Origin of the sequence: Brachybacterium sp. NBEC-018 (assembly GCF_024860185.1) — a bacterium.
Lineage (GTDB): Bacteria > Actinomycetota > Actinomycetes > Actinomycetales > Dermabacteraceae > Brachybacterium > Brachybacterium rhamnosum.
The window spans coordinates 1,654,096-1,669,728 of record NZ_CP100650.1 but is presented as its reverse complement, the minus strand read 5'-3'; the positions used below and the strand labels follow the sequence as shown (position 1 = coordinate 1,669,728).

At 73.3% G+C, this 15,633-nt stretch carries 16 protein-coding genes; 5 read left to right on the top strand and 11 right to left on the bottom strand.

Annotated features, from left to right (window positions below; translation table 11 throughout):
• Window positions 1–8 precede the first annotated feature (8 nt).
• From ccsB to NLU66_RS07450, 6 genes are read right to left on the bottom strand one after another with little or no spacing between them, the layout of a single operon-like run.
• The gene (gene ccsB, locus NLU66_RS07475; protein ID WP_259362297.1) at window positions 9–1,049 is read right to left on the bottom strand and encodes a c-type cytochrome biogenesis protein CcsB; all 1,041 of its coding nucleotides are present in this window, start codon (window positions 1,047–1,049) and stop codon (window positions 9–11) included.
• The gene (gene resB, locus NLU66_RS07470) at window positions 1,046–2,725 is read right to left on the bottom strand and encodes a cytochrome c biogenesis protein ResB (protein ID WP_259362296.1); all 1,680 of its coding nucleotides are present in this window, start codon (window positions 2,723–2,725) and stop codon (window positions 1,046–1,048) included. The genes ccsB and resB overlap by 4 nt, the downstream gene beginning before the upstream one ends.
• Window positions 2,725–3,534: a cytochrome c biogenesis CcdA family protein gene (locus NLU66_RS07465; RefSeq protein WP_259362295.1), complete on the bottom strand. Its 810-nt coding sequence runs from the start codon at window positions 3,532–3,534 to the stop codon at window positions 2,725–2,727. The genes resB and NLU66_RS07465 overlap by 1 nt, the downstream gene beginning before the upstream one ends.
• Entirely contained in the window at window positions 3,531–4,112 is a 582-nt protein-coding gene (locus NLU66_RS07460; protein WP_259362294.1) for a TlpA family protein disulfide reductase, read from the bottom strand. The genes NLU66_RS07465 and NLU66_RS07460 overlap by 4 nt, the downstream gene beginning before the upstream one ends.
• Window positions 4,109–4,756 (bottom strand): histidine phosphatase family protein, encoded by a 648-nt coding sequence (locus tag NLU66_RS07455; RefSeq protein WP_259362293.1) that lies wholly within the window; start codon window positions 4,754–4,756, stop codon window positions 4,109–4,111. Before NLU66_RS07455 ends, NLU66_RS07460 begins: the two co-directional genes overlap by 4 nt.
• Before the next feature lie 57 nt (window positions 4,757–4,813).
• Window positions 4,814–5,359, bottom strand: coding sequence for a MarR family winged helix-turn-helix transcriptional regulator (locus NLU66_RS07450; RefSeq protein ID WP_259362292.1), 546 nt, complete (start codon window positions 5,357–5,359; stop codon window positions 4,814–4,816).
• A gap of 124 nt (window positions 5,360–5,483) precedes the next feature.
• Here NLU66_RS07450 and NLU66_RS07445 point away from each other — a divergent pair, with 124 nt between their 5' ends.
• Together NLU66_RS07445 and NLU66_RS07440 are read left to right on the top strand one after the other, a co-directional pair.
• Window positions 5,484–6,014 (top strand): YceI family protein, encoded by a 531-nt coding sequence (locus NLU66_RS07445; RefSeq protein WP_259362291.1) that lies wholly within the window; start codon window positions 5,484–5,486, stop codon window positions 6,012–6,014.
• 88 nt (window positions 6,015–6,102) lie between these two features.
• Window positions 6,103–6,402 carry a glutaredoxin family protein gene (locus NLU66_RS07440; RefSeq protein WP_259362290.1) on the top strand — a complete coding sequence of 100 codons (300 nt, stop codon included), beginning with the start codon at window positions 6,103–6,105 and terminating at the stop codon, window positions 6,400–6,402.
• A 77-nt stretch (window positions 6,403–6,479) separates the two neighbouring features.
• Here the strand turns inward: NLU66_RS07440 and NLU66_RS07435 are convergent, their stop codons facing one another.
• The 3 genes from NLU66_RS07435 to NLU66_RS07425 all read right to left on the bottom strand — a co-directional run bounded on the left by NLU66_RS07435 (window position 6,480) and on the right by NLU66_RS07425 (window position 10,196).
• The gene (locus NLU66_RS07435) at window positions 6,480–6,578 is read right to left on the bottom strand and encodes a 30S ribosomal protein bS22 (RefSeq protein WP_019174583.1); all 99 of its coding nucleotides are present in this window, start codon (window positions 6,576–6,578) and stop codon (window positions 6,480–6,482) included.
• Window positions 6,579–6,759: 181 nt separating this feature from the next.
• Window positions 6,760–8,460, bottom strand: coding sequence for a GTPase (locus NLU66_RS07430; RefSeq protein WP_259362289.1), 1,701 nt, complete (start codon window positions 8,458–8,460; stop codon window positions 6,760–6,762).
• On the bottom strand, window positions 8,457–10,196 hold the full coding sequence (locus NLU66_RS07425) for a dynamin family protein (protein WP_259362288.1): 1,740 nt from the start codon (window positions 10,194–10,196) through the stop codon (window positions 8,457–8,459). The genes NLU66_RS07430 and NLU66_RS07425 overlap by 4 nt, the downstream gene beginning before the upstream one ends.
• A gap of 129 nt (window positions 10,197–10,325) precedes the next feature.
• Between NLU66_RS07425 and NLU66_RS07420 the strand changes: the two genes are divergently transcribed.
• Window positions 10,326–11,222 carry a hypothetical protein gene (locus NLU66_RS07420; RefSeq protein WP_259362287.1) on the top strand — a complete coding sequence of 299 codons (897 nt, stop codon included), beginning with the start codon at window positions 10,326–10,328 and terminating at the stop codon, window positions 11,220–11,222.
• A gap of 17 nt (window positions 11,223–11,239) precedes the next feature.
• Here the strand turns inward: NLU66_RS07420 and NLU66_RS07415 are convergent, their stop codons facing one another.
• Entirely contained in the window at window positions 11,240–12,457 is a 1,218-nt protein-coding gene (locus NLU66_RS07415) for an acetoin utilization protein AcuC (RefSeq protein ID WP_259362286.1), read from the bottom strand.
• 100 nt (window positions 12,458–12,557) lie between these two features.
• Between NLU66_RS07415 and NLU66_RS07410 the strand changes: the two genes are divergently transcribed.
• Both NLU66_RS07410 and NLU66_RS07405 read left to right on the top strand, forming a co-directional pair.
• On the top strand, window positions 12,558–13,973 hold the full coding sequence (locus NLU66_RS07410; protein ID WP_259362285.1) for a TrkH family potassium uptake protein: 1,416 nt from the start codon (window positions 12,558–12,560) through the stop codon (window positions 13,971–13,973).
• Window positions 13,974–14,027: 54 nt separating this feature from the next.
• Window positions 14,028–14,699 carry a potassium channel family protein gene (locus tag NLU66_RS07405; RefSeq protein WP_259362284.1) on the top strand — a complete coding sequence of 224 codons (672 nt, stop codon included), beginning with the start codon at window positions 14,028–14,030 and terminating at the stop codon, window positions 14,697–14,699.
• A 78-nt stretch (window positions 14,700–14,777) separates the two neighbouring features.
• Here NLU66_RS07405 and proC read toward each other — a convergent pair whose 3' ends face one another.
• On the bottom strand, window positions 14,778–15,617 hold the full coding sequence (gene proC / locus NLU66_RS07400) for a pyrroline-5-carboxylate reductase (RefSeq protein ID WP_259362282.1): 840 nt from the start codon (window positions 15,615–15,617) through the stop codon (window positions 14,778–14,780).
• Window positions 15,618–15,633 lie beyond the last annotated feature (16 nt).

Below are 15,633 nucleotides of genomic sequence, written 5' to 3'. Positions count from 1 at the left end.
GCGACGGCTCAGCCGAGGCCCGAGTACGAGTGCAGTCCGTTGATCACCGTGTTGACGATCGTGTAGTTGAAGACCACGGCCGTAAAGCCGGCCAGCGCCAGCCAGGCCGCGCGCGTCCCGCGGAAGCCGCCGGTGGCGCGGGCGTGCAGGTAGGCGGCGTAGATGACCCAGATAATGAAGGTCCACACCTCCTTGGGGTCCCAGCCCCAGTAGCGGCCCCACGCCTCGCGCGCCCAGATCGCGCCGAAGATCAGCGTGAAGGTCCAGCACACGAACGCGACGGAGTGGATGCGGAAGCTCAGCGCCTCGAGGGAGACGGAGCGGGGCAGGCGGTCCAGGACGTGACCTGCGCGGCCCCAGTGCTCCGGGTCCTCCTCGCCCGCGGCGACCTTCGCGGCGAGCACCTTCTCGTGCCGGGCGGAGGCGAGCTGCAGCCCGGCGACGACGGCGCCCAGGATCGACAGGGCCGTGGCGAGGATGGCGACGCCGATGTGGATGTAGATCCAGTGCGAGTTCTGCAGGCTCGGGGTGAGCTTCGCGGCGGGGACGATCCAGAAGGTCTGCGCGGCGAGCATGAGCAGCAGGATCGGACCGATCACGAAGGTGCCGAGGGCCCGCAGCTCCGTGCGGCGCACGGAGAAGACGAGGAAGGCGACCATGACGACCGCGGAGCTCGTGGTCGCGAACTCGTACATGTTCGCCCACGGGACGCGCTCGGTGGCGATCGCGCGCATGGCGACGCCGGCCACGTGCAACACCGCGCCCGCGGCGGAGACGCCGAAGGCGAAGGTCTGGGCGCTCATGCCGCCGCGGGCCGCGGCGCGGGCCTCGGCCGACGGCGGCTCGGCGACGGCCACGCCCCCGGCTCCTCCCCCGACGCCCGCGGGGACCGCGGCGCGCGCCCGGTCCTTGGCCGCGAGGCGCTCGTCGCTGCGGCGCTGCGAGGTCCCGGCGAGATCCGCCGCGAAACCGATGAGCGCGAGCACGTAGAGCACGATCGCGACGACGAGGGCGAGGTGGGAGACCTCCGCCAGCTGCTGGTCGATCACTGCGCTTCCCCTTCCGGGCTGTCCGTGGAGCCGGGACCGGCTCCCCTATCCTGCTCCGTCCCGAGCGTCCGGGCCAGGGCCCGGACGTCATCTGCGAGGGACGGGTCGTCACTGCGGGCGAGTCCCGCGACCTCGAGCACGGCGCCGCCGCCCGCGCGCGGGGTGACGCGCACCCAGACGCGGCGGCGCGGCACGAAGAGCGAGAGGATCAGCCCGCCGACCGCGGTGAGCGCGAAGATCAGCACCCACCGCTCGAAGGGGTCGTGGGCGACGTCGAAGGCCGCGTAGCGCTTCACGCCGTCGAAGCTCAGCGTCGAGCCGTCGGGCAGCGTCGTGGAGTCCCCCTGGTACAGGCGCAGGAGGAGCGGATCCTCGGACCCCTCCGCGGTGAGCGGCGTGAGGGTCGAGAGGTCCACCTCGTAGGCGTTCTGCGGGACGCCCGAGTCCAGGCCGAGGTCGCCCTGGTAGACGGTCGCGACGACCTGCGGGTCCACGAGGTCCGGGTACGAGGAGTGCGGGCCGCTGTCGTCGATCGTGCCGGTGGGCAGGAAGAAGCCGACGACGGCCGTCTGCTCCGGGGAGGCGTCGGGCGCCTTGAGCACGAGCTGGCTGGTGTAGCCGGTGTCGCCGAGCGGCACGGTGATCAGCGGGCCGGAGGCGACGACGTTGCCCTCGGGGTCGGTGAGCGTGATCTCGGGGGCGTAGCCGTTGCCGAGCAGGTACATCGAGGAGCCGTCCACGTGCAGCGGCTTGTTGACCTGGAGCGTCTGGGAGAACTTCTTGCCGTCGGCGTCGACGGAGACGTCCGCCTCGAAGGAGAGCGGCTTGCCGAAGTTCTCCTCGGTCTGGGTGGTGTCGTAGGTGGCCCGGAAGTCGTCGAGCGTGAAGCGGAAGTCCGGCAGCGAGGAGGAGTCGAACCAGGCGCCCGAGTCGAAGGAGTCGTACTGCGTGAGGGAGTTGGAGAAGCCGTCCCCCTCGATCACGGTGATCTGGCCGCGGTAGGCGGTGAGCTGGCCGCCGGCCACGCAGATCAGGACGCCCACGAGCGCGATGTGGAACAGGAGGTTGCCGGTCTCGCGCAGCAGCCCGCGCTCCGCGCTCACCGAGGAGGAGCGCTTCTCCTCGCGCAGGTCGGTGCGGTAGCGGGAGCGGCGCAGGCGCTTGCGGGCGGCGCCGAGCAGCTCCTCGGGATCCGCGGCGGGCAGCTCGATGCGGGTGTGGCCCACGAAGCGGTCCAGCCGGGACGGGGTGCGCGGGGGCCGGGAGCGCAGCTGGCGCAGGTGCACGAGCACGCGCGGGATGATGCAGCCGATCAGCGAGATGAACAGCAGCAGGTAGATCGCGGAGAACCACGGCGAGGAGAAGACGTCGAAGAACCCGAGGGTGTCGAGGATCTTCCCCCACCGGCCGTTCTCGTCGAGGAACTGCTCGGTGAGGGTGGGGTTCACGCTGCGCTGCGGGTAGAGCGAGCCGGGCACGGCGGCGACGGCGAGCAGCATGAGCAGCACGAGCGCGGTCTGCATGCTCGTGAGCTGGCGCCACAGGAACAGCAGGGTGCCGCGCAGTCCCAGCGAGGGGACGCTCACGGGCTCCTGCTTGCTGCTCCAGGAGTCGGAGCGGTCCGGTCCGGCGCTCTCGCCCTCCGGCGTCGTGTCCGTCGTTCGCTTGCGGGTCATCACACCACCGGTTCGAAGGTCGCGATCGCGCCCTGCAGGGCGGCCGTCCACTGGGCCCACTGGCCGGTCAGCAGCAGCACCCCGATGGCGATGAGCAGCGCTCCGGAGAGGAGGCCGATGCTGCGGCGGTGCCGGGAGAGCGCGCGGCTGAGGCCGAGCGCCTTCTCGAACAGCAGGGCGAAGAGGACGAAGGGGATGCCGAGCCCGAGGGCGTAGGCGAGGGACAGGAGGGCGCCGCGGGTCGCGGCGCCGCCGCCGGAGCCGTCGAGCGTGAGGCCGAGGATCGCGGCGTAGGTGGGGCCGATGCACGGGGTCCAGGACAGGCCGAAGACGATGCCCATGAGCGGGGCGCCCAGCAGGCCGGCGTCGGGGCGGCGGCCGGTGAGGGACTTCGTGCCGCTGAGACCGGGGAACACGCCCATGAACACGAGGCCCATGAGGATGACGACGACGCCGGCGATGCGGTTGATGAGCACGGCGTGCGCCTGCAGCAGGTAGCCGAGGGTGCCGGCGAACCCGCCGAGGACCATGAAGACGATCGTGAAGCCGGCGACGAAGAGGCCGCTGCCGGCGAGCATGCGCCCGGTGCTGGGGCGGGCGGGTGTGCGCACGACGCCCGGCCCGGTGCCGGTGGTGGAGCCCTGCCCGGCGAGGCCGGAGACGTAGCCGAGGTAGCCGGGGACCACGGGCAGCACGCACGGGGACAGGAAGGCGACGAGCCCGGCCGCGGCGGCGACCGCGAGGGCGAGCAGGAGGGAGCCCGAGAGGGCGGTGGCCTGGAAGGCCTGACCGATGTCCGCCCCGCTCATTCGGCGAGCACCCGGTCGAGCATGGCCCGCAGCACGGAGGGGTCGGCGGCGCCGGAGATGCGCGCGGCGACCCGCCCCTCGGTGTCGAGCACGAGGGTGGAGGGGACCGCGTTGGGGGCGACCTGTCCGCGCAGGGAGTACATGATTTGGGCGTCGAGATCGGGCATCGAGGGGTAGGTGATGCCGTACTTCTTCTCGAAGGCCGCGGCGGGGCCCTCCTCGTCGCGCACGTTGACGCCGATGAGCTGGACGTCCTGGTCGGCGTAGTCCTGGTGGACCTTCTCCAGCTCCGGGGCCTCCTTGCGGCAGGGCGGGCAGGAGGCGTACCAGACGTTGATGACGAGCACGTGCCCGCGGGCGTCCTCCGAGGAGAAGGCGTCCCCCTCGTAGGTGGTGCCCGTGACGGTGAGCGGCTCGGCGCGGTCCGCGGCCGGGATCTCGGTTGTCACGCCGTCCCCGGAGACGTAGCCGGAGTCGTAGCGGGAGGAGGTGTCGGTGTCGCCGCAGGCGGCCAGGAGCGCCGCACCGAGCAGCCCCCCGGAGCCGGCGAGGAACCGGCGCCTGGTGGATCGGGTCATGTGAGCCGGCCTCCGGTGGCGTCGACGGCGCCCGCGTACAGCTCCTGCGCGGGCTCGGTGTAGTCCACGCCGGCGAGGTGCGGCCCCGCGAAGCGGAAGCTGGTCACCGAGCACAGTCCGCATTCGCGGCGGCGCGGGTCGTGGACGAGCGGGCGGCCCTCGGCGCTCAGGCGCGTGAGCCAGATGGGCAGCTGGTGCAGGACGAGCACGGCCTCGTGCCCCTCCGCCTCGGCGCGCGCGGCGTGCATGGCGGCGGTGACGCGGGAGACCTGCTCGCGGTACGGCTCCCCCCAGCTGGGACGGAGCGGGTTGGCGAACCGGCGCCAGTTGCGGGGGTCGGTGAGCTTGGCGTCGCCGTGGCCCATCCGCTGCCCCTCGAAGTGGTTCTCGGACTCGATGAGGCGCTGGTCCTGCGAGACGTCCAGACCGTGGGCGGCGGCGATCGGCGCGGCCGTCTGCTGCGCGCGCAGCAGCGGGGAGGCGCGTACGAGGGTCACGTCGTTGCCGGCCAGGTGCTCCGCGACGCACTGTGCCATCCGCTCCCCGCGCTCGCTGAGGCGGTACCCGGGCAGGCGTCCGTAGAGGATGCGCTCGGGGTTGTGCACCTCGCCGTGGCGGACGAGGTGGACGGTGGTCGTGGTCATGGCGGCAGGATCCTCCTACGGTCCGTTCGCCCGCACGGTACCAACGGAACCTGCGGATCAGTCGGCCGCGGGAGCGCCCGCGTGAGGTGCCGGACACCCGAGGGCGACGGGGGCGTCCTCGGGCAGCGTCCTCGCGAGGATCCGGCCGAGCTCGAGGAGGTCGTCGTGGCCGACGACGTCGACGAGGCGGTCGCGCACCGAGCGCACGTGGACCGGGGCGGCCTGCTCGAGGAGCCGGCGGCCCGCGGCGGTGAGGTGGGCCTCGCGGCCGCGTCCGTCGGCGGCGCAGCGCACGCGCTCGACGAGGCCGCGGCGCTCCATGCGGGTGACGGTGTGGGTGAGCCGCGATCGCGAGTGGACGACCTGGTCGGCGAGGTCGGACATGCGGATGGCGCCGCCGTCGGCCTCGGAGAGCCGGACGAGGATCTCGTACTCGCCGAGCGTGAGGTCGATCCCCGGGGCGGACTCGAGCGCCTCGGAGAGCTTCTCGTTGAGGAGGGTGGTGGCGTAGAGGAACTGCCGCCAGGCCTCCTGCTCCTCGCGGGACAGCCAGAGGTCCTCGCTGGTCGAGGCGGGCTCCGCGGTTGACGGGGTGGTGTGCATCACGTTCTCCTGTTCGTCGGGACGAGTCCCGGTTGCATTCTCCGTCAGAGAAGTTTAGATTTCAAGCACAAGCCCGGGGCGCCCGCCCCGGGTCAGCTGATCGACAGACAGAAAGGGATCTCGCATGAGCGACCTCACCCCCGGCACCTGGACCCTCGACGCCGCCCACACCTCCGCGGGCTTCACCGTCCGCCATGCGGGCATCTCCAAGGTGCGCGGCACCTTCGCCGAGCTCGAGGGCACCCTCACGGTCGGCGAGTCCGAGAAGGACCTCGCGTTCTCCACGACCCTCCAGGTCTCCTCCATCTCCACCGGCAACGCGGACCGCGACGGCCACCTGCTCTCCGCGGACTTCTTCGACGCCGAGTCCTTCCCGACGATCACCTTCGTCTCGACCCGCGTGGACGGCGACCAGCTCGTCGGCGACCTCACGATCCGCGACACCACCCGCGAGGTCTCCCTCGACTTCACCTACGAGGGCGCCGCGACCGATCCCTTCGGCACCTACCGCGCCGGCTTCACGGGCGAGACCACGATCTCCCGCAAGGACTTCGGGCTCTCCTGGAACGCCGCGCTCGAGGCCGGCGGCGTGCTCGTCGGCGACCCGGTGAAGATCGTCGTCGAGGCGGAGTTCACCGCCCCGACCGCGGCCTGACCCGCAGCCGAGCCACCCTGCAGGGGCCGCTCCCGCCACGGCGGTGAGCGGCCCCTGCCGCGTCCCGGCGATGGCTACAGTGCTCCCCATGACCTCTCGCATCCCCTCCCCCACGGACCCGGACGCCCGGGTGCTGTACCTGACCCGCGAGGGCTGCCACCTGTGCGACGAGGCGCTCCCCGTGGTGCGCGCCGAGGCGGACCGCGCCGGCAGCACCGTCGAGGTGCGCGACATCGACGAGGACCCCGCCCTGCTCGCGGACTGGGACCACGACGTGCCCGTGATCATCGTCGACGGCGCCGTCCACGCCCGCTACCGGGTCGAGGCCGCCGCCCTGCGCACGGCGCTCGCGAAGCGGCCCCTCTGGCGGCGCCTGCTGCGCCGCTGAGACGCCCCCCACGACGCACCGACGCATCGGGGCCCCCGTCGAATCCGACGGGGGCCCCGATGTCGCTCAGCGAGCGCTCACTTCTTGTTGCGGCGCTGGTGGCGGGTCTTCCGGAGGAGCTTGCGGTGCTTCTTCTTCGACATGCGCTTGCGACGCTTCTTGACGACAGAACCCATGGGTGCCTCTGTTCTGCAGGCATGAGCCTGCGTGCGGATCGACGGATCGGGGATGCGCGGCCCGCGGATGCACCACTCCGGTGCTCATGCACCGGGTGCGCGCGGGTCCGGCGCCACGGTCGACCACCCATTTTACACGCGGATCACCCGGGCGGCCACGGCCGCCGATGCGAGATCGGACTCAGCGGGCCGTGCCGGCCGCGAGCGCGAGGTCCGCATCGGCCGCGCGGGCCCGCTCGAGCTCCGCGTCGACCTCCGCGACGACGAGCCCCGAGCCCACGTCCTCGACCCGGTCGGTGAGGATCCGTCGCGCCCGGCGGCGGTGCCAGGCACCCACGGCCGCCGCGACCGCCGTGCCGAGCACGGCGAGCAGCACCCCCACGGCCACACCCAGCACGATCAGCGCCGTGGGGAGCGGGACGGGGACGGGGAGGTCCTCGAGCATCGGGACCGGCAGCGGGGGCATGCCGAGGAAGGCGAGGCCCGCGTTCACGGCCAGCCAGCCGAGGCCCACCACCCAGGTGAGGACGGCGAGCCACTGCAGCACGTCGAGCACCGGCCACCACCACGAGCCCGAGCGGGCCCGGAGATCCGCCTCCGCGACCGCCTGGTCGAGGGCGTCCGGGAGCTCCTCCTCGCGCGAGCGGGCCGCGCGGCGCACCGCCGAGCGCCAGGGATCGCTGCCGCCCGCGCTCGCGGAGTCCGCGAAGCGGCGCACCCCGCCGGAGGCGCGGGCCCGGGTCGCGGCATCGGGCTCGGGCAGGGAGGTGCGCTCGAGACGGTTCGCGTCCCGCTCCTGGCCGATCCCCAGGCGGCGCAGCGGATCCGGGCGGAAGCGGCGCACCCAGCGCAGCGGCGGCCAGCCCACCTTCCCCGCCGCGCGATGGCGGTAGGAGGCGCCGACGGCCGTCGCGACCGGTTCGACGCGGGCCGCGACGGCGAGATCGGCGGTGAGCGCGGCACGCTCCCGCGCGGAGCTCTGCGCCGCCATGCCGGCGGGCTCCGCAGCCGTGCGCAGGCGGGTCGCGGCGGCGGTGACGTCGGCCCGCTGCCGCTCGGCGATCGCCCCGCGGGACCGGGCGACCTGCACGATCCGCTCACGCAGCTCCTCGACCCCGTCCCCGGTCGTCGCCGAGGTCGCGAGCACCGGGGCGGAGGTGAGGCCGTCGGCGCGGGCGATCCCCTCGAGGGAGGCGAGCACGGGACGACGCTCGTCCTCGCGGATCCGGTCGATCTGGTTCAGCACGAGCACGGTCACCGCGTCGTGCCCCGCGAGGGGCCGCACGAACTCCTGGTGGAGCACGGCGTCGGCGTACTTCTGGGGGTCGGTGACCCAGACGAGCACGTCCACCATGCCGGTCATGTGCTCGACGATCGCGCGGTTCGCCGCTTCGACGGAGTCCATGTCCGGGAGGTCCAGCAGCACGATCCCCGGGGCTCCCTGGTCCCCGCGGCGGGCGCGGCGCGAGCTGGGCACGGCGAGCGCGGCCTGCTCGAGCGCGGCCCCGGTGCCGTCCAACAGGTGGCGGTCCTCGACGCCCAGCCAGTCCAGCAGCGGATCGGCGCCCGTCTCGCCGACGACCGCGGCGACCGGGTGGCCCGTCGTGGGGCGGCGCACGGCGGCCCGCGTCACCTCACGTCCCACGACGGCGTTGACGAGGGAGGACTTCCCCGAGCCCGTCGCCCCGAAGAAGCCGATGATCGTGTGCTCGGCGGAGAGCGCGCGCCGGCGGTCGATCCGCTCGAGCACCGCGGCGACGGCCTCCGCCTCCGACTCGGGGGCGACAGGGGCGATGACCGCCGCAGCCCGGTCCAGGGCCTCGATGCGCTCGGCGAGGCCCACGCCGGCGCGGCTGCCCCGACGACCGAGGCGGGGGCTCATGACTGCTCCCGGATCGACGCGGCGAGCTCCTCGAGGGCGTCGGCGTCCCCGCCCAGCAGCTCTCCCCCGCGGAGGTCGCCGAGGGTGTCCAGCCGTTCGCGGAACGGGGCGGTGCGGCTGTTCACGAGGGCGTCCAGGCGGGCGGTGAGCCGCTCCCGGGCCACGGTCGCCATGCGCCGCACGGCCTCGTCGCCGAAGATCGACTCGAGCAGCTTCTGCCCCACGACCGCCGCGCCCGCACCGACGCCCACCTCGAGGCCGGTGGGGATGAAGGCGGTGGAGACGAAGACGATCACCATGAGCGCGACGCCGAGCACGTTGACGCCGAGCGACAGCACGCGCGCCTTCGTGCGACGGTCCGCGCCCTCGGTGCGCACGAGGTCCAGCACGTCCCCCTGCCAGGCGCGGATCGAGGCCGCGGCCTCCTCGCCGAAGCCGTCGGGCAGGCGGGAGAGGTCGTGGCCCTCGGCGAGGGAGCGGCCGGCGGGGCTGCGGCGCCAGGCGGTGTCCGCCCGCTCCGCGCCGCGCGCCGTCTCGTCGATGAGCACGTGGACGAGGCTCGCGCCGAGCGCCTGCTCGGCCTTCACGGCGGGGGCGGTGCGGCCGGTGAGCGCCATGCCGATGCGGTCCCGCAGCCGGCCCACGAGGCTCTCCACGCCGCGCAGGAACTCGCCCGTGCCGACGACGTCCTGCCAGCGGGAGAGCACCTCGCCGCGCAGCAGCGAGCCGTCGCCGACGGCCTCGTCGATGCGCTCGCGGCTCGTCGCGAAGGCCGCGTCGACCTCGCCCTCGAGCCGCTCCGCCTCCTCGTGCTGGGCGGCGGCGTGGGCCGCGATCTCCCGGGCGGAAACGGCGAGCCCGCCGACGGCGCCTGCGAGGGTGCGCCGGGCGATGCGGCCGCGGGTCTCGGCGTCCTCCGCGAGGGAGACGAGACGCTCGCGCAGCGGGGCGATGACCTCCGCGGGGACCATGCCCTCCGCGTCGAGCCGGGTCTCGGGGACGAGCAGCAGGTGGTCCGGGTCGATGCCCTGCCGCTCGAGCATGGTGCGGAGGTCCCCGGAGAGCTCCTCGGCGACGCCCGGCGCCTCCGGCACCCGGTTCATGACGACGTCGACGGTCACGTCACGCTCGGCGGCGGTGCGCAGCACCTCCCACGGCACGGCGTCCGCGTAGCGGTTCGCGGTCGTGACGAAGAGCCAGAGGTCCGCGGCGCGCAGCAGCTGCCGGGCGAGCTCTCGGTTGCCCGCGGCGACCGAGTCGATGTCCGGGGCGTCGAGCAGGGCGAGGCCCTGCGGGATCGCGGGCAGGGAGCGCAGCTCGAGGGAGGTCGCCGCGACCGAGGCGTCCTCCGCCTCCGCCGTGGTACCGCCGCCGCTGCCGGTGACGCGCGCGAGGCCCGGCAGGATCCGGGTGCCCGTGAACCAGGGCTCGTCGGCCGGGTGGTGGAGCAGGACCGGCCGACGGGTCGTCGGGCGGATCGCACCGGAGCGGCTCACCGCCTCCCCCACCACGGAGTTCACGAGCGTGGACTTCCCGGCGCCCGTCGACCCGCCGACGACGACCAGCAGCGGCGCGTCGAGGGACTCCACGCGCGGGATGACGTGGTCGTCGAGCTGGGTGAGCGCCGCGGCGACCTCACGGCGGGCGTCCTCCGCGCCCTCCACGGGCAGCGGCAGCTCGAGGGTGCGCAGGTGCTCGGCGAACGTGCCGAGCACGGCGGCGGGCGTGGTGGTCATGTCTCCCCCTCGGCGTGCGGTTCGGCGCCATTGTGGCAGGGCGTCCACATTCGTTCGCACCTTTCCGTCCGGAGGACCACCACTTTGCTACGGTCGGCCGCGATCGATCGGAATCGGGGGAGGACCGACGTGGACCATCGCGACAGCACGCTGGGGGCGCCTCTGCATCGGACATGGCGAGGGCATCTCTCGTGGGCAGTTCCCCTCCTGCTCGCCCCCGTCTCGTACTTCGTATTGCTCACCGCGGGCGTCGCCCTGTCGGATGTCGAACCATCCGTTCCTCTTCTGGGCCTGGTGAAGCCCCTCTCGGTCCTGGCGCTCGTGATCGGCGGATTCGTCGTCCCGGTGGTTCTCCTGATCCGGTCTCTGGTCGCTCTCTACCGCATATGGCGCAGCTGGCGCCGAAGCCAGGGCCACTTTACGAAGAAGGAACGTCAGTTCAACACACAGGTCGCCATCAACGAGCGCGCCTTCTCCGACGGTCTGCGAGTCCGGGAGCAGCTTCTCCGTGGTGAGACGCTGCCGTCGGTCCCGGTGACCGACGTCCTGCCGGCCCAAGGTGAGCGCCTACTGCTCAGAGGGATCGCCCGGTACCGCCGCTACTACGGGCAGGTCGTCAACTACTCGACGTCGGGCACCTTCGCCATGGGCCGGCCCACCTTCGTCGCGGCGATGCTCGTGACCTCGGCGATCGCCAACTCGTCCGCGCGTTCCCGCGCCGAGGCCGCGGCCCGAGCCCAGTGGCGGGAGGACCAGGCGCTGGAGGTCATCGTCTCCGACCGTCGCATCTGGTGCCGGACCCCGCACGCCGGATGGCTCACCTTCGACTACGCGGGTGTCACCGCTCTCTACCCGGACCCCGAGCATCAGGGCCTCGTGCTGGAGTTCGAGCGCGGTGAGCCGCTGTTCCTCGCCGGGCCGATCATCCCTATGGCCTGCATGATCGTCGTCCATGCCCGCCTGGGGGCAGAGGGGCTGCGCACCCACCCCGCCCTCGCCGCACTGCCGGCGCTCCCCAGGGCCTGAGGGTCCGGGCCGGGCGATCAGTCGAGGAAGGGGTCCAGGCCCCATTCGGGGAAGGCGCCGCGGCGGGCCGCCTGGACCGCCCGGTCGAGGTCGTCCTCGGGGTCGTAGCCGCCCTCCCAGTCGCGCACCGCGAGCGGGCGGCCGTCGCCGAAGGTGAGGATGCCGGGCTCCGGGGAGAGGCCGCTCTCCTCGCGGGCGCGGGCGGCGGCCTCGAGGAACTCCGCGGGCAGCGGGGCCTCCGCGGGGATCGCCTCGCCGGTCGCGATCGCGACGAGGTGCGCCCAGGAGCGGGGCACGATGTCGATCACGGCGTAGCCCCCGCCTCCGAGGGAGAGCCAGCGGCCCTCGCAGACCTCGTCGGCCACCTCCCGCAGCAGCAGCATGACCTCCCGCTGCGCCTCGAGGGTCACGCCGAGGTCCGCGAGCGGGTCCGAGCGGTGCGTGTCCGCGCCGTGCTGGGTGACGAGGAGGTCCGGGCCGATCGCGCGGGCGAGCGCCGGGACGACCGCACGGATCGCGCGCACCCAGCCGTCGGCGTCGGTGCGGGGCGGCAGGGGGACGTTGATCGCGGAGCCGAGGGCGCCCGCGCCGCCCGTGTCCTGCACGAACCCGGTGCCGGGGAACAGCCGCTCCCCCGTCTCGTGGATCGACAGGGTGATCGCGGCGGGCTCGTCCCACAGGGCGCGCTCCACGCCGTCCCCGTGGTGGACGTCGACGTCGACGTAGAGCACGCGGCGGGCGCCGCGGTCCAGCGCATGGCGCACGGCGAGCGCGGCGTCGTTGTAGACGCAGAAGCCGGAGGCGGCGCCGGGCTTCGCGTGGTGCATCCCGCCGGCGACGTGCACGGCGCGGCGCACCTCGCCGTCGAGGATCGCGTCGACCGCGGCGATCGCCCCGCCCGCGATCCGCGCGGAGGCGGTGTGCATGCCGGGGAAGGACGGGACGTCGTCCCCGCCGATCCCGAAGCGCAGCAGGTCCTCCCACTCGGCGCCGGGCTCCGAGGCGCGGCGCACGGCCGCGAGGTACTCCGGTTCGTGGACGCGCAGCAGCTGCTCGTCGGTCGCGACGGGCGCGGGCAGGGCGACCACTCCGGGACGGTCCAGCAGCCCGGTCGCTGCGGCGAGGGTGCGGGTCAGCTCGAGCCGGATCGGGGACATCGGGTGGTACGGGCCGAAGTCGTAGTCGCGCAGCGCGTCGTCCCACACCACCCCGGTCGCCATCGCTCCGTCATGCATGCCTCGAAGCCTACCGAGGTCAGCGCGCTGCTCGACGTAGACTCCCCCGCGTCGGGCGCCGCCGGGGCGCACGGGACAGTGCACTGGGAAGGGGCGTGACATGGGACGAGGCCGCTCCCGTGCCGTGAAGGCCCCGCCCGGGACGCTCTCCCCGACCTCGCTGCACAGCGGCTGGCGCGCCACCCTGCGCGGCCTCACGAAACCCACCCCGGCCCGGCTCGCGCTCGCGGCCTTCACGGGCCTCATCGCGATCGTCACCGTGCTGCTGATGATGCCCTTCGCGACGGCCGACGGCTCCCGCACCCCCTTCGTCGACGCCCTGTTCACCGCGATCTCCGCGATCTGCGTGACGGGCCTGTCCACGGTGGACACCGGCGTGCACTGGTCCGACGGCGGGCTCACCGTGATCATGGTCGCCGTGAAGATGGGCGGCATGGGCATGCTGACCCTCGCCTCGCTGCTCACGCTCTCCGTGGCCCGCAGCATCGGCCTCGCGCAGCGGATCGGGACCGCGACGGAGACCCGCTCGGAATCCATCGCCGAGGTGGGCGGGGTGCTGCGCACGATCGTCATCACCTCGACGAGCTTCGAGGTGCTCACCTTCATCGCGCTGACGCCGTACATGATCATCACCGACCACCCGTTCTGGCGCTCGGTGTTCCTCGGCATGTTCTACGCGATCAGCGCCTTCAACAACGCGGGCTTCGTGCCGGAGGCGGAGGGCGTCACCCAGTACGCGAGCGACCCGCTGTTCCTCGTGCCGATCGGCCTCGCGGTGCTCGTGGGCTCCCTCGGCTTCCCCGTGATCCTCGTGGTCGTGAAGAAGTGGCGTCGCCCGCGCCGCTGGTCCGTGCACGTGAAGCTGACCCTCGCCACCTCGGGCCTGCTGCTCGCCGTCGCCTGGCTCGGCTACCTCGTCATGGAGTGGTCCAACGAGATGACGCTGGGGCCGCTCGGGATCGGCGAGAAGCTGCTGGCGTCCGGGTTCACGGCGATCATGCCGCGCTCGGGCGGCTTCGCGATCCTCGACGTGGGCCACCTGACCGGGGAGTCGCGCCTGCTCACGGACGTGCTCATGTTCATCGGCGGCGGCTCCGGCTCGACCGCGGGCGGCATCCGGGTGACGACCTTCGCGCTGCTCGTGCTGTCGATCTGGGCGGAGATGCGCGGCAACAAGGATGTCGAGGTGTTCCAGCGCCGCATCCCGCAGGAGACGATCCGCCAGGCGATCGGCGTGCTCGTCATGGGCTCCGCGGTCGTCCTCGCGGGCACCTTCGCGCTGCTGCGGCTGACCTCGTTCACGCTGGACCAGTCGCTGTTCGAGGTGCTCTCCGCCTTCGGCACGGTGGGCCTCAGCTACGGGATCACCGACGAGCTCTCCACCGGGGCGAAGCTCGTGCTCGCCGCGTGCATGTACATCGGCCGTGTGGGCCCCGTGACCCTCGGTGCGGCGCTCGCGCTGCGCACGCGCACCCGGATGGTGCGCTTCCCCTCCGAACGTCCTATCGTCGGCTGACGGCCAGCGTCCCGATAGTCCGCTCCGACACATCCATCCCCCAGGAGGAACCTCGTGCCCCGATCCCGTTCGGAAGCCAGCGGCGTGCTGGTGATCGGCCTGGGCCGCTTCGGCGCCGCGCTCGCCCTCACCCTCGAGCGGCTGGGCACCCGCGTGCTCGCCATGGACACCGACGCGGACCTCGTCCAGGCGCATGCCGCGCACCTCACCCATGTGGTGCAGGCGGACGCCACGCAGGCGGAGGCCCTCGCCGAGGTCGGCGCGAGCGACTTCAAGGTCGCCGTGGTGGGCGTGGGCTCCTCGATCGAGTCGAGCGTGCTCATCGCCGCGAACCTCGTGGACCTGGGCGGCCCGGTCATCTGGGCGAAGGCGATCTCCGCCGCGCACGGGAAGATCCTGCGGCGCATCGGCGCCCATCACGTGGTGTTCCCGGAGGCGGATGCGGGCAGCCGCGTCGCCCACCTGGTCAACGGCCGACTCATGGACTTCATCGAGTTCGACGACGACTTCGCGATCGTGAAGATGCGGCCGCCGCGCTCGATCCACGGGCTCTCCCTCACCGAGGCGGACATCCGCCGCACCTACGGCGTGACGGTGGTGGGCGTGAAGTCCCCCGGCAAGGAGTTCCGCTACGCGAGCCCGGACACCGTCGTCGAGGCGCACGACGTGGTGATCGTCGCGGGCGAGACGACGAAGATCGACCGCTTCACGCACCAGGCGAAGTAGCGCCGAGCGGCCCCGCCGCACCGGCTCGACGAGGAGCGGGGCGGCGGGGCCGGGTCCCGATGCTGCCGGGAGGCGGGATCAGTCCCCGGTCATGGCGCGGGAGCGGTCCGCGGCGGCCTGCATGGCGCTCGCGATCGATCCGCGCACGCCCTGCCGCTCGAACTCGGCGAGCGCCTCCGCGGTGGTGCCGCCGGGGCTCGTGACGGCGTTCTTCGCGACGGCCGCGTGGACACCGGTCTCCGTGAGCACGGTCGCGGCCCCACGGACGGTCTGCTGGACGAGCTGCGCGGCGAGGTCGCGCTTGAGCCCCTGGCGCACGGCCTCGTCGGTCATCGACTCGAGCAGCGCGTAGACGACGGCGACGAGCGAGCCGGCCGCGCCGATGAAGGCGTGCACCTGGTCCTCGGTGATCGTCACGGCCACGCCGGCGCGCGAGAACAGCTCCTCGACGAGGCCGTACTGCTCGTCGGTGACGCTCGTTCCGCGCATGAGGCCGACGGCGCCCTCGCCCACGGCGATCGGCGTGGAGGGCATGGAGCGGACGACGGGGCGGCCGGCGGGCAGCGCGCCCTCCATCGCCTCGAGGGTCACGCCGGCGGCGAGGGACAGCACGACGGCCTGCTCGGGCAGCTCGTCGGCGATCTCGCCGAGCAGGTCGATCACCTGGTAGGGCTTCACGCCGAGCACGACGAGGTCCGCACCGGCGAGCGCCTCGGAGCGGCTTGCGGCGGCGGTGACGCCCAGCTCGCCGGCGGCGCGCTCGCTGCTCTCGGGGGTGGAGTTCGCGACGTGGACGTTCTCCCCGCGGGCGCCGGCGGCGAGGAAGGTGCGCACGACGGGGCCGCCCATGTTCCCGGCGCCGATCACGGCGATGCGGGCGGTCGAGGGGGCGGGGACGGTGGTTGCGCTGGAAGTCATGCCGACCAGCGTAACG